This is a genomic window from Ensifer meliloti (assembly GCF_030064585.1).
Lineage (GTDB): Bacteria > Pseudomonadota > Alphaproteobacteria > Rhizobiales > Rhizobiaceae > Sinorhizobium > Sinorhizobium meliloti.
Genome location: NZ_CP120366.1, coordinates 356,573 through 369,572, shown reverse-complemented (window position 1 = coordinate 369,572; position 13,000 = coordinate 356,573). Strand labels below are relative to the sequence as shown.

At 62.3% G+C, this 13,000-nt stretch carries 10 protein-coding genes and 2 pseudogenes; 3 read left to right on the top strand and 9 right to left on the bottom strand.

Features of this window, described 5'->3' with window-relative positions:
• Positions 1–75: 75 nt before the first annotated feature.
• The 6 genes from PZL22_RS26130 to argE all read right to left on the bottom strand — a co-directional run bounded on the left by PZL22_RS26130 (position 76) and on the right by argE (position 6,916).
• Positions 76–1,530: an NAD-dependent succinate-semialdehyde dehydrogenase gene (locus PZL22_RS26130; RefSeq protein ID WP_088896117.1), complete on the bottom strand. Its 1,455-nt coding sequence runs from the start codon at positions 1,528–1,530 to the stop codon at positions 76–78.
• A 34-nt stretch (positions 1,531–1,564) separates the two neighbouring features.
• Positions 1,565–2,608, bottom strand: a complete 1,044-nt coding sequence (locus PZL22_RS26125) for a tartrate dehydrogenase (protein ID WP_127700832.1) — start codon at positions 2,606–2,608, stop codon at positions 1,565–1,567.
• Between the two features lie 9 nt (positions 2,609–2,617).
• Positions 2,618–4,081: an aldehyde dehydrogenase family protein gene (locus PZL22_RS26120; RefSeq protein WP_127700834.1), complete on the bottom strand. Its 1,464-nt coding sequence runs from the start codon at positions 4,079–4,081 to the stop codon at positions 2,618–2,620.
• Between the two features lie 332 nt (positions 4,082–4,413).
• Positions 4,414–4,767 (bottom strand): cupin domain-containing protein, encoded by a 354-nt coding sequence (locus PZL22_RS26115; protein WP_010967972.1) that lies wholly within the window; start codon positions 4,765–4,767, stop codon positions 4,414–4,416.
• An 89-nt stretch (positions 4,768–4,856) separates the two neighbouring features.
• On the bottom strand, positions 4,857–5,780 hold the full coding sequence (locus tag PZL22_RS26110) for a 2-hydroxyacid dehydrogenase (protein ID WP_127700836.1): 924 nt from the start codon (positions 5,778–5,780) through the stop codon (positions 4,857–4,859).
• Positions 5,781–5,791: 11 nt separating this feature from the next.
• Positions 5,792–6,916 carry an acetylornithine deacetylase gene (argE, locus tag PZL22_RS26105; RefSeq protein WP_127700838.1) on the bottom strand — a complete coding sequence of 375 codons (1,125 nt, stop codon included), beginning with the start codon at positions 6,914–6,916 and terminating at the stop codon, positions 5,792–5,794.
• 328 nt (positions 6,917–7,244) lie between these two features.
• On the opposite strand from argE, the gene PZL22_RS26100 reads away from it, so the two are divergent.
• Positions 7,245–8,135 (top strand): GNAT family N-acetyltransferase, encoded by an 891-nt coding sequence (locus PZL22_RS26100; RefSeq protein ID WP_164843019.1) that lies wholly within the window; start codon positions 7,245–7,247, stop codon positions 8,133–8,135.
• Positions 8,136–8,326: 191 nt separating this feature from the next.
• On the opposite strand, the gene PZL22_RS26095 is transcribed toward PZL22_RS26100, so the two are convergent.
• The 3 genes and pseudogenes from PZL22_RS26095 to PZL22_RS26085 all read right to left on the bottom strand — a co-directional run.
• On the bottom strand, positions 8,327–9,637 hold the full coding sequence (locus PZL22_RS26095) for a PQQ-dependent sugar dehydrogenase (protein WP_164843020.1): 1,311 nt from the start codon (positions 9,635–9,637) through the stop codon (positions 8,327–8,329).
• Positions 9,638–9,816: 179 nt separating this feature from the next.
• A pseudogene (locus PZL22_RS26090) lies at positions 9,817–9,993 on the bottom strand (alpha/beta hydrolase); the annotation flags it as partial.
• Between the two features lie 79 nt (positions 9,994–10,072).
• Positions 10,073–10,533, bottom strand: a pseudogene (locus PZL22_RS26085) (VOC family protein); the annotation flags it as partial.
• Between the two features lie 290 nt (positions 10,534–10,823).
• Here PZL22_RS26085 and PZL22_RS26080 point away from each other — a divergent pair.
• Complete coding sequence (locus PZL22_RS26080) at positions 10,824–11,723, top strand: LysR family transcriptional regulator (protein WP_164843021.1); 900 nt, start codon at positions 10,824–10,826, stop codon at positions 11,721–11,723.
• Between the two features lie 244 nt (positions 11,724–11,967).
• Positions 11,968–12,876 carry a helix-turn-helix domain-containing protein gene (locus PZL22_RS26075; protein ID WP_013845659.1) on the top strand — a complete coding sequence of 303 codons (909 nt, stop codon included), beginning with the start codon at positions 11,968–11,970 and terminating at the stop codon, positions 12,874–12,876.
• Positions 12,877–13,000: the final 124 nt, after the last annotated feature.

Here is a 13,000-nt window from a genome sequence, read left to right as displayed (position 1 = left end):
GCCCATAGCGCTCTAACCTGAGAACCCGATCAAGTTTAGGGTCTTGGGTCGATCCGACCCAAGATCCTCGGGACCCTAGTCCAGCCCCCCGATGTGGAAGCTCTTCATCTCGAGATATTCTTCGATGCCGACCTGGGCGCCCTCGCGTCCGAGGCCGGATTGCTTGACGCCGCCGAAGGGCGCGACTTCGGTCGAGATGGCGCCGGTGTTGAGGCCGATCATGCCAAACTCCAGTGCTTCCGCCACCCGCCAGGAGCGCTTCAGGCCTTCGGTGTAGAAATAAGCGGCCAGCCCAAAGGGCGTGCCGTTGGCGATGGCGATCGCCTCGTCTTCGGTCTCGAAGCGGAAGAGCGGGGCAACGGGACCGAAGGTTTCCTCGCTGGCGAGCAGCATGTCCGTGGTGGCGCCGGTGAGCACAATCGGGGCCGTATATTGCCGGCCCTCCGGCACCGACCTGCCACGCGCCGCCAGCTTTGCGCCCTTGGCAATCGCGTCTTCGACGTGGCGGTCGATCTTGTCGATCGCAGCCTCATTGATCATCGGGCCAATTGCGATGCCGGGCTCTGTCCCCGGGCCTACCTTCATCGCGTTGACGCGGGCGCCGAGCTTCTCGGCGAAGGCGTCATAGACACCGGCCTGCACGAGAATTCGGTTGGCGCAGACGCAGGTCTGCCCGCCATTGCGGAACTTCGACGCGATCGCGCCTTCCACCGCAAGATCGAGATTGGCGTCGTCGAAAACGATGAAGGGGGCATTGCCGCCGAGTTCGAGCGAGAGCCGCTTGACGCTGTCTGCAGCGCCGCGCATCAGCAGCGAACCGACGCGGGTCGAGCCGGTGAAGGAGATCTTGCGTACCGTCTCGTTCGTCATGAACTCGTTACCGATCGCCGTCGGCATGCCCGTGACGATATTGACGACACCGGCCGGAATGCCGGCGCGCTCGGCGAGCACGCCGAGGGCGAGCGCCGAGAAGGGCGTGAACTCCGAGGGCTTGATGACCACGGTGCAGCCGGCGGCGAGCGCCGGGGCGACCTTCCGGGTGATCATCGCGTTGGGGAAATTCCACGGCGTGACGATGGCGCAGACGCCGACCGCTTCCTTCAGCACGACGATGCGGCGGTCCGACGTCGGGGAGGGAATGGTGTGGCCGCCGATGCGGCGGGATTCTTCCGCGAACCATTTGACAAAGGCGGCGCCGTAGCGGATCTCGCCTCGCGCCTCCTCGAGCGGCTTGCCCTGTTCCATCGTCACGAGCACCGCCAGATCTTCGAGGTTTTCGATCATCAGCGCGTGCCAGCGCTCGAGCACGGCGGCGCGTTCGGCGTGCGTTTTCTTCTTCCAAGGTCCGAAGGCGGCATTGGCCGCTTCGATGGCCGCGCGGGTTTCGGCCGTTCCCATGTCGGGCACGGTGCCGAGAACGGCCTGGTTCGCAGGATCGATGACGTCGACGACCTCGCCCGAAGCTCCGGCGATCCACTCACCGCCGATCAGGCCCAATTGCCGGAAGAGTTCCTTGTCCTTCAATCTCATGTATTTATCCCTCCTGTGTTTATCCCTCTTGCGATCAGTCGAGCGCGGCGAGCACTGCCGCGGTGATGGATCGGGTCCTGTCTTTTCCCGGAACGGTGCCGATGCCGCGGATGGTCGTGCGTTCGAGCGCGGCCATGATCATCCCCGCGGCCTCTCTTTCTCCAAGATGCTCGAGCATCATCGCGCCGGACCAGATGGCGGCGATGGGGTTGGCGATGCCGACATGGGCGATATCCGGGGCCGAACCGTGCACCGGCTCGAACATGGAGGGGGCGCTTCTGTCCGGATTGATGTTGGCGGAAGCGGCAAAGCCCAAACCGCCCTGTATGGCGGCGCCGAGATCGGTGAGGATGTCTCCGAAGAGGTTCGAGGCGACAACGACATCGAGGCTTTCGGGCGCCATCACGACGCGCGCGGCCATGGCATCAATGTGATAGCTCGTCACCTCGACGTCCGGATACTCGGCAGCGAGCTGTCGCGTGACCTCATCCCAGAACACCATCGAGTGTTTCTGGGCGTTCGATTTGGTCACCGAGGCGAGCTTGCCGCGTCGCTGACGTGCCTGCTCGAAGGCGAAGCGCAGGATCCGTTCGACACCCGCGCGGGTGAAGATTGAGGTCTCGACCGCCACCTCGTCCTCCGTGCCCTGATGGACGCGACCGCCGGCGCCGGAATATTCGCCCTCGGTATTCTCGCGGACGCAGAGGATATCGAAGTCGCTCGCCTTCAGCGGTCCTTCGACGCCCGGCAGCAGTCTATGCGGCCGGATACTCGCATATTGCACGAAGGCCTTGCGGATCGGCAGCAGCAGGCCGTGCAGCGAGATGGAATCCGGCACCTCCGCGGGCCAGCCGACAGAGCCGAGCAGGATGGCATCGAAAGGGCGCAGCGCTTCGATGCCGTCCGCCGGCATCATCGCGCCGGTATCCTTATAGAAGGCGCAGGACCAGGGAAAAGACGTACCGGTTAACGTGAAGCCGGAATGCCTGGCGACGGTGGAAAGGACCTGCCAGGCGGCATCCGTCACGTCCTGGCCGATCCCGTCGCCGGGGATGAGTGCGATCGAATAGGATTTCATTGCTTTTCCCTAGAGGCTGATGAGCACGCTCTTGCTCTTGCGGTTGGCGTGGTAAGCCTCGCGGCCAAGATCCTTGCCGATGCCGGAGCGCTTGTAGCCGCCGGTAGGCAGGATGTGGTCGCGAGAGCGGCTGTAGCGGTTGACCCAGACGGTTCCGGCCTGGAGTCTTCGCGTCAGCCCCAGGGCGCGCGACAGGTCGCGGGTGAAGAGGCCGGCGGCAAGGCCGTAGGTCGGGTGATCGGCGAGCGCGAGCGCTTCCTCTTCGTCGGCGAAGGTCTGCATGGTGAGCACCGGGCCGAAGATTTCCTCGGTAATCGCCGGCGAGGAGCAGTCGCGTACGGCCATCAGCGTCGGCTGATAGAAATAGCCCGGCGCATCCATTTGGGCGCCACCGAACAGGCATTCGCCGCCCGCTTCGACGGCCGCCTCGACGATGCCGTGGATGCGGTTCAACTGGCGCTTCGAAATGATGGGCGAGTATTCGCTCGTCTCGTCCCAGGTCGGGCCTGGCTTCGCAGCCTCCATGCGCGTGACGATCGCTTCGGCGAGGGGAGCGGCAATGCATTCTTCGACGATCAGCCGGGAGCCAGCGACGCAGGCCTGGCCGGCATTCGAAAGCATGCTCTGCGCGATCGCCGCCGCCGCCTTGTCGAGATCGGCATCGGCGAAGACCAGTTGTGGGCTTTTTCCCCCGAGTTCCAGCGTCATCGGCTTGATGCCGGTGCAGGCGACGTTGGTCATGATAGCGGTCCCCGCGCCGGTCGAGCCGGTGAAGCTCACCTTAGCGATATCCGGGTGTCCGGTCATGGCCGTGCCGGTGACGGGGCCGTCGCCCAGAACGATGTTGATGAGGCCGGCCGGCAGACCGGCGCGGATCGCGAGCTCCGCAAGATAGACAGTCGAGAACGGCGTCATTTCCGAGGGTTTCAGCACCACCGCATTGCCTGCCGCGAGCGCGGGGCCGAGCTTCCAGGCGGCCATGGAAACGGGAAAGTTCCAGGGCGTGATGGCACCGACGACGCCATAGGGCTCGGTCATGATCATGCCGAGATTGCTGTCGTCGGTTGGCACGAGATCGCTTCCCTCCTTGTCGGCGAATTCGGCGAAGAAACGGATCTGTTCGGCGCTGACCGCAATGTCGCCGGCGACGAGATGACCAACGGGCCGGGTTGAAGAAAGCGCCTCGAGCTTGGCGAGGGTTTCCGCCTCGCTTTCGATCAGGTCTGCCCAGCGCTGCAGCACGACTGTTCGCTCGCGCGGCCGCACGCCGCTCCAGTTGGTCGCCTTGAGCGCCTTCTTGGCGGTTTCGACGGCGCGATCGACGAGCACCTCATCCGCAAGCGGGCAGCCTGCATAAGGCTTGCCATCGGAGGGGCGATGCATGTCGATGATGCCTTCGGCCGGCACCAGCCGACCGTCGATGAAGTGGCCGACGGGCAGGGGAAGTGTGTCTGGATCAAAGCTGAGTGTCATCGCGTATCCTCGGTATCGGCTTGCACTCAAAGCTACTGGAGGAACGCGAGCAGCATGCATCGACTGGCGATGCCGGCACGGTGGAAAATTACGTTTTTGGCGGCACGACAACCAAATCTTCGGCGGTCATTATGGCGCCTGCCGTGCGACGCGTCGGCAAGGTGTGGGAGGCGATCCGCGGAGGGCGCCGGACAGACGTCAGATAGTCAAGCGGAGACGGCGCGGTCGGTGATGGCACGCCCGAGAACCAGAGAGCGTGCCATCTTCAGCATGAAGGTAGAGAGAATGCTCTTGCGCGACCTCTGAGGCGACCGGGTCGCGCGGCCTCGGCGTCACATCACGGTCACGTAGATCTTGCGGACCGTCTCGATTGTCTTCCAGATGCCGACGAAGCCCGGCTTCATGACGAAGCTGTCGCCGCTCTTGTAGACGACCGGCTTCCCGTTCTCCGGCGTGAGTTCGACGACTCCGGAAAGAATATGGCAGAACTCGAAGGTCTCCCCCTTGACCGAGCGCGTCTCGCCGGGGGACGCTTCCCAGACGCCGGTTTGGATCATTTCCCCGCGTGCGACGTCCTGTGCCCAGGTCTTGAAGGCAGGATTGCCGGAGATCAGACGTTCGGGGAGCGGGCTGGACTCGCGCGGCGCGAAAGAAGGGTTGGTCTCGATGGTTTTCAAGAGCGACATGGTTTTCCTTTCCTGGGTTTAGAACTTGATGCATGCCGCCCAGCGGTACAGGACAACCGGCATATGGCTTCGATCTGGTTCGGCGCGCCTCAGTAGCCGCGGCGACGGTCGACCAGCCCGATCGGCTCGAGACCTTGCCGGTGCCGTTTGATATTCTCGATCACGGCTCTGGCGGCGGTTTCCGGCTGGGTGACGCTCGCGATGTGCGGCGTCAGCAGGATCTTCGGGTGGGTCCAAAAGCGATGACCAGAAGGAAGCGGTTCGGGGTCGGTCACATCGACCATGGCGCCGGAGAGATGGCCTTTATCGAGTCCCTCGACAAGTGCGTCGTGATCGAGTTGAGGGCCGCGGCCGACATGGACGAGTGCTGCACCGGCCGGGAGCCGAGCAAAGAGTTGGGCATTAAGGAAGCCGCGCGTCTCGTCGGTGAGCGGCAGGAGGCAGACGAGAATGTCGGTCGAGCCCAGCAAAGTGTCGAGACCGTTCCGGCCGCTTAGGCACCTCACGCCTTCGATTTCATGCGGGCTGCGGCTCCAGCCGGAGAGCGGAAAGCCGAAAGGCTTCAGCCGATCGAGTACCGCAGTTCCGAGCATGCCGAGCCCGAGCACGCCGACGCGGCGTTCGACCGCCTGGACCGGGGCAATGGCCTGCCAATTTTCGCCTTGCTGCTGCTCGAGATAGGCCGGCAGGTTGCGGTGATGCGCGAGCACGGCAAGTGTCACATATTCCTGCATCATCCGAACGATGCCGTCCTCGACCATGCGCACTACCCGCACATGCGGCGGCACCGCGTCGATGCGGAACTGGTCGACGCCGGCGCCGATCGAGAAGAGGACTTCGAGGCTTCGATAGCGTGCGAGATTGTCCGGCACCGTCCAGGTGATCAGGTAGCGCACGGCATCGGGATCCACCGCTGCGGGATCCACGGCAAAAGGAATGTCGGGCAGCTCGCGCGCGAATGTTTCGGCGAAAATCGCGCCGCGCTTCGCATCGGAGTTGAAGAGGAAGGCCATGGCGCGTCTCCTTACGCTGTGCAGCGGGCGCCGAGCGCCTCGACCATCGCCCGACATGCCATGAGCTCATCGATGAGGATGTATTCGTCTGGCTTGTGGGCGCGCCCAATGTCACCGGGGCCGCAGATGATCGCGTCGATGCCGGCCCGTTGGTACAGGCCCGCCTCGGTGCCGTAGCTGACGGCGGGGAGAGCTTCGCGGCCAGTCAACTCCTCGAGCAGGGCCGCCAGCGGAGCGTCAGGTTCAAGCGAAAGCGCCGGATAGGCACTGAGTTCCTGCCACTCCACCTCGAAGCCTAGTATCGTCAACGCCTCGGCGGTCTTTCGCACCGGCGCCAGCAGCTCTGCCGGGTCGACGCCGGAAATCGCTCGGGCCTCGAACTCGACCTCGCAGCTGTCCGGAATGATGTTGACCGCCTGACCGCCCTTTACCGTTCCGATCTGGAGGGAGGAGTAGGGCGGTTCGAAGACATGCTCGAAGGGGCCGCCGACCAGCAGGTCGGCTTCCGCGACCGCCTGGGTCAGCACGCCTGCTACGCCGTGTATCGCATTCAGCCCCTGATCCGGGCGCGAAGAATGCCCGGAACGCCCCCTGACCGTCAGCCGTGCCGCCGCCTTGCCCTTGTGGGCACGGATCGCGCGCATGCCGGTCGGCTCGCCGATGATCGCGCCGAGCGGCTGGCGGCAAAGTTCCGGCAGGCGTGCGATCATGTGTGGTACGCCGCGGCAGCCTGCCTCCTCATCATAGGACAAGGCGAGGTGCAGCGGCCGACGAAGCTGCATTGCCGCAAGCTTCGGAACGGCTGCGAGAACGGCCGCAAGGAAACCCTTCATGTCGGTGGTGCCGCGGCCATAGAGCCGGTCCGCCTCGACGCGAAGGCGGAAGGGATCGCTCGTCCAGCCGGTCTCCGCCGCCGGAACGACGTCCATATGGCCGGAGATAATATAGCCACGCGCCTCTTTTGGCCCGATGGTGGCGAAGATGTTGGACCGATCGCCCTCCGGACCGGGAAGGACATCCACTGCGATGCCGTGGCTTTCCAAATAGCCGCGGATCCAGGACACGACGTCGTTGTTAGGTAGCCCCACGACGGAGCGAAAGCCGACGAGCTTCCCTAGTATTTCCGCTGCCTGCATTGGTGTCCTCGCAACATGCCCGGCTTGTCAATATCTGCCGTCGATCATGCGTCCGCAACGAAAGGTTTGTATCGCGTCGCCATGCATGAGATGACGGGCAAGCGACCGCTATCTCGCTTCTCCTAGATAGCTTAGAAGCCTGCGAACGATTTACATGCCGAAAGCGCATCGAATTCGGAGGATTGTTGTGCGCGCAATGCGCTCTCGAGCGAAACCTGTCGAGCGGCGGGCTTTATTGTGAACAATTGAAAAGCTTTCGCCGTTGCCTAGCCGGAACTGAATTGGTGAAGACGAGACGAAAGCAAAAGCAATGGCAGGGAGGCAAGTGGTGGACGCACCGGCATCCGAATCCAAGTTGATCGACAGCTTCAAAATGCACGTGGCTACAATTGAGAGCGCCAATCTCGAGCAGTTGCATGCCTTGTCCGTTTCCGTCGGTTGGCCTCTCCGCTCCGAGGACTTGCAGTTTCTGCGCGACTGCGGCCGCGGCTATGTCGCACACGACGACATTGGCAGGCTAACAGGTTCGGCCATGTGGTTCCCACATGGCGACGATTTCGCCACCATAGGCATGGTGATCACTTCCCCGCGTCTGCAGTCAAACGGCACCGCACGCTGGCTCATGGAACACGTGCTTTGGGATTGCTGCGGACGCAATCTCAGACTCAATGCAACGAGGGCCTCCCGCCGGCTCTATCATTCGCTCGATTTCCAGCCCATGCGGACCATATACCAATGCCAGGGCATCGTCCGCCAGGCCGACTCGACCGCAACGACGGAGCAGCCACCGGTCAGGCGACTGGAAGGCCAGGACCTTGCCGCCGTCGCTGAGCTGGATGCAGGGGCATTCGGCGTTTCGCGGACGGCTCTGATCGGCAAACTCTTCGCGCAATCGGTCGGTTACGGCCTATTTCGTGGCGGTCGGCTGGAGGCTTTCGCGCTTTGTCGTCCTTTTGGCAGGGGCCATGTTATCGGCCCGGTCGTTGCAGACTCTGATGCCGACGCCCTCGCAGTGATCCGACGGCATGTCGCCGCACACGAAAACCAGTTTCTGAGGCTGGACACCCCGGTCGAGACTGGCCCATTCGCGACATTTCTCTCCCAGGCCGGCCTGGCCGTCTTCGATACGGTGCTCGCAATGTCGCGTCGGGGCAAAGGCTGCGCCGACGTGGTACAAGGGTCGAACCTCTACGGCTTGGCAAGTCACGCCCTCGGCTGAGCCTGTACGGCCTCCGCGATTGGGAACGCAGACGCGAAGAGCGGCTTTGGGGCAGTACCCGGACATTCCAAGCGGTGTCGTTAATCGGCCAACCAGCGACCTATCCGCCGGTGATAGGTGCGCGACAGCTCAACAGAACTTCGCGGTAGCGTGCAATCCATATCGGTGCGGCGTGCGGCACCGTTGTGCATTCAGCCGCGCTCCGCCTCGTCCGTCACGCGCCAGATCACATCGCCGACATCGTCCGCCACCAACAGGGAGCCGTCAGGGCCGATGGCAACTCCAACCGGCCGCCCATAGGACGCTCGCTCGTCGGGTGAAAGGAAACCCGTCAGAATGTCACGCGCCGGCCCGGCCGGGCGTCCATTCACGAATGGCACGAAGACAACCTTGTAGCCGCTCAGCGTGCTGCGGTTCCAGGAACCATGCTGGCCGATGACCATGCCCTCCGAAAAGCCGGGCAGAATGCCTGCGGGAAGCCAGCAAAGGCCAAGTGATGCAGTGTGTCCACCCAAGGCATAGTCCGGTGTTATAGCGGTTGCGACCATCGCCGGGTCCTGAGGCACCCGGTCGTCGACGATCTGCCCCCAATAGCAATAGGGCCATCCATAGAAGCCGCCGTCGCGCACTGATGTCAGATAGTCGGGAGGCGTCTCGTCGCCCAAGCCATCGCGCTCATTAACCACCGTCCAGAGTGCACCTGTTGTTGGCTCCCACGCCATGCCCACGGGGTTGCGCAAGCCGGAGGCAAATATGCGGTGCTCACCACTCTTGAGGTCAAGCTCGTGGATAGCCGCCCGTCCTTCCTCGACCGCCATGCCGCGCTCGCCTATGTTGCTGAGCGAACCGACGCCGATAAAAAGCTTTTGTCCATCGCGACTCGCAAGCAGACTTCGCGTCCAATGCCCGCCGGCCTTGAGGTCAGCCAGCTTTCGTCCGGTCGTGCTGATACGCGTGTCGCCCGTTCTATACGGGAACGCAACCACCCCATCTGTGTTGCAGACGTACAGCGTATCGCCCAGCAACGCCATGCCGAACGGCTGACGGAGTCCGTCGAGAAATACCGGGCGCACTTCGGCCACGCCGTCGCCATCGGCATCACGCAACAGCGTGATGCGATTTGGACTTGCGCCCACGGCGGCCGCGCGCTTCATCGTGCTGAACATGGCGTAGTCGAAGGCGGATTTGATGCCCCCCGGCTCGCTCAGTGCCTCAGCGACCAGTACGTCGCCATTCGGCAGCACATGAATCCACCGCGGATGTTTGAGCCCGGCCGCAAATGCGTTCACCTTGAGCCCGGCCGCCGCGGTAGGCATCTGCTCCGCGGCCCATCCCTTGGCTGTCGGCATCTTCAGTGTCGGAATACCCTGCGGCTTGGCTTTCGGGATTTTCGGGGTACTGCCATAAGCTGGTTCCAGAGAATCGCTGTCCTGGCGCCGCAAAAGGATAGCCGCAGTGCCGATCAGCGCGACCACACGACCGAAAATATCTGACAGACCCATGTGCCCTCCTAATCCTGATGTGCACGCTACCCGAAGCGCCTGCCGGTTAGTATCCTTAAACGGCATTGCTTTCATTGAGACCTCCCTGGTGGGAAGCGCGCTACACCCGCTTGGCAGTTGGTGACAAAGATCTTGACTGGCTCCGGTTCGGCGGAGAGAGGGGCAAACTCAAGCGATGGCAGCGCGCCAAATTCCGATACGTCCCCTCGCGGCGAAATAACTCCGGCATCCGGCAGGATTTGCCTGGTCAGCTCGGCGAACTGATACTCGTCTCCGCCCATCCCATGAAAAGCGAAGACGATGGGCGCGTTGGGTCCGGGCGCTTTTATGAGCGTCTGATAGGATGAGATCGTCATCGTGGTCTTCTCCGTCGGGCTGGACGCGAACTGCCGCGGCCCCGAAGTTGGTCAGTCTTTGATCGGTTTTAGACTGGTCGCGATAAGGCTCGTAGCGCGTGGGAAGCTTCACTGCCCCACAGAGGTGTGCGGTGTCTTCATCGCGGTCAAACCCCGGCTCGTTGGTCGCGATCTCGAACAACACGCCCCGGGGCGTGGGGAAGTAGAGCGCCCAGAAGTAGTCACGGTCTATGACAGGCGTTACCTGATAGCCGGTGTCCATCAGAGCCTTGCGAACCTCGAGCTGAGCCGCCCGATCGTCCACGGCGAAGGCGATGTGATGCACCGAGCCAGCGCCGAGGCGGCGAGATCGGCCTTGGGAACTGTTTCCAGAGCGATGACGTCGGCGCCGTTGCCGCCGCTGATGGCGAAGCTCGACCAGTCGCCTTTGCGATCCACCTCCTGGTAACCCATGAAGCTGATTAGCTCGCGCGTTGCACCGGCATCCTTTAGAGGCAGACTTGTCCGGTGGAAGCCCGTGATCGCCTTGTTCGGGTCGACCTCTGTGCTGCCCAACCGGGCCGCGGGCGCCATCGACTGCGATAGACCTCCGGGTCGTCGAAATTCACAGTCTCTTTACGCGGCGCGGCCGAGCGCCTTGACAAGTCGCTGTTCTCCTGGGTGCTGGCGGCCATGGACGTGAGATGATGAAGGCCTTGATGTTTGTGAGCATGGCAAGTTCCCTCGGCTAGCGTGTATCGCCTAATCTGGAGAGAAAATCGCTCAGGTCCTCACGAAAGTGAACAGCAATAATATTGACAAGTTTGTTGCGAAAATTGCAATAAATAGGCATGGGCGATCTACGCGATATCCGGGTTTTCTTGGCCGTAGCGCAGCAGCGCAGCTTCACCGCGGCGGCGCGACAGTTGTCGATGACACCGCCGACCGTGACCCGCTCCGTCAGCGCGCTGGAGCAGAGCCTGGGAGTGCAGCTCCTGCTGCGCACCACACGTCAGGTTTCATTGACGTCGGCCGGCGCCGTCTACGCGGCGCGCGTAGAGCCACTGATCAGGCAGTTCGACCAAGTGAGGGACGATCTGCGCGAAGAGCAAGGGGACGTGGCCGGGCTCATCCGCATCAATGCGCCGCTTTCACTCGGCCAACAACTGCTGCCGGACATCGTCTCAGGGTTTCGGGCCGAACATCCGCAGGTAAGCGTTTCGCTGTCTCTAACCGACCGCTTCATCGACATCGTGTCCGAGCGTTTCGATCTCGCATTGAGAGTTTCGGAGGCGCCGCGCGACAGGTCGACAATATGGCGAAAAGTGTGTCGCGTGCGGCGCATCCTTGTCGCCTCCCCAGGCTATCTCGCCATTTTCGGAACACCTGAGACGCCCGATGATCTCAGTCGACATGGCTGTATCGCCTACGACGAGGAGGCGATCTCCGAGACCTGGGAGCTGACGAACGGTGGGCGCACCCGCAAGGCGTTGGCCGGCAAAGTGCTGGCGGCGAACAACGGCGAGTTAATTGCCAAACTGGTGGAAGACGGGCAGGGCTTAGCCCTGCTGCCGCATTTCATCGTCGGCGATGCGCTAGCGCGCGGCGCGCTGAAGCAGGTCCTTGCCGAGTGGGAGCCTCCGGAGCTCTGGCTGACATTGTACTATCCGCCCTACGAGAAACTGCCGATGCGCGTTGCGAGATTCTCGGACTTCTTCGAAAGATATGTTACCCATACGCGCCCGCTGTGAAGAAAAGGCGAACTCAAGTCCTCTTTTCGCGTCGGAAGGCGTCCTTTCCGGCAAAAGGCGAGCATATGTTACAAGAATTTGACGACGCCCTCAGGCATGCTTCCTTTGAATCGGACTTGAACGGCCTATATGCGGCCCTTCTGTTGTCGAGATCTTTTGGGTCTTCCGAATCGCGAATACGGTCCCTCGGCCGGTCGCTACCGGACCTCTCGCAACAGAAAAGCAGATTTGTTTGGAGGCGCGAATGAGTCAAAGGACCGGAACGGAAGAGGGCGTCGGCGCACATTTTGGGCTGCCGTATGCTCCATGCCTCCCGGCTCGACCGGTTCGGGACGCCGGGTTTTCCGTGACGCGCCTGGAATGGCGGCTCAACGGGGAGGCCAACCGCTTGGTATCCTTGCCGCCCGATTCAGCATACTTTCTGATGCTGTACCTCAAGGATGCGTATCATTGCGACGTTGCTCCCGATGGCACCGAGAGCGAGACTCTCCGCTTCCGGCAGGGCTCCGTTTGCCTCGTCGATCTCGCTCATGGCGCCTGCATCCGGCTGTTCAGCGATCTCGATTCCCTCGCCTTCCAACTGCCGCGAGAGCTCATTCGGGAAGTAAGCGAGTTCTCGGCTGCCCCAAGAGCAACCACGCTTAGATGCCGTCGCGGCGAAGACGACGATGTGTTGCGCAATCTCGGAGCGGCTCTTCTGCCGCTGTTCGAGCGGCAAGGAAATTCCCACACTGCGGTCTTACAGCACATTGCCATCGCCATTTGTGCCCACTTGCTCCACGCTTACGGCGATCATGGCGGTCAGGGGGGACCCCGTTCAACACAATTTACTGTTTGGCAGGAGAGGGCAGCAAAGAACTTCATGATCGACCATTTTGCCGATCAATTCCCAATGGCGGCAGCAGCTTCGGCGGCTGGTGTTTCCATCCGTCGCTTTATCGAAAGCTTCAAACGCGTAACGGGCCAGACGCCGAAACAGTGGCTACTGGGCTATCGAACAGCACGTGCCAAGCAGTACCTCGGCGAGCGTTCTTTGACACTTGCAGAGATCGCCACCGGGTGCGGCTTCACCGACGAGGATCATTTTACCAAGGTTTTCCGTCGAGTGGCGGGTACCACCCCGGCAGCCTGGCGGGCGCGTTGGCTGCATTGACAGCGGTTTCGGTTTCGTGTGCGAATGAGGGCCGCTCCGCATTCTAACTTTGGACTATTGTAGCACCGCAATCGAACCCTGGACTATTGTAGGATCCGAAACAACGGTGTATCGCGCCTAGCCA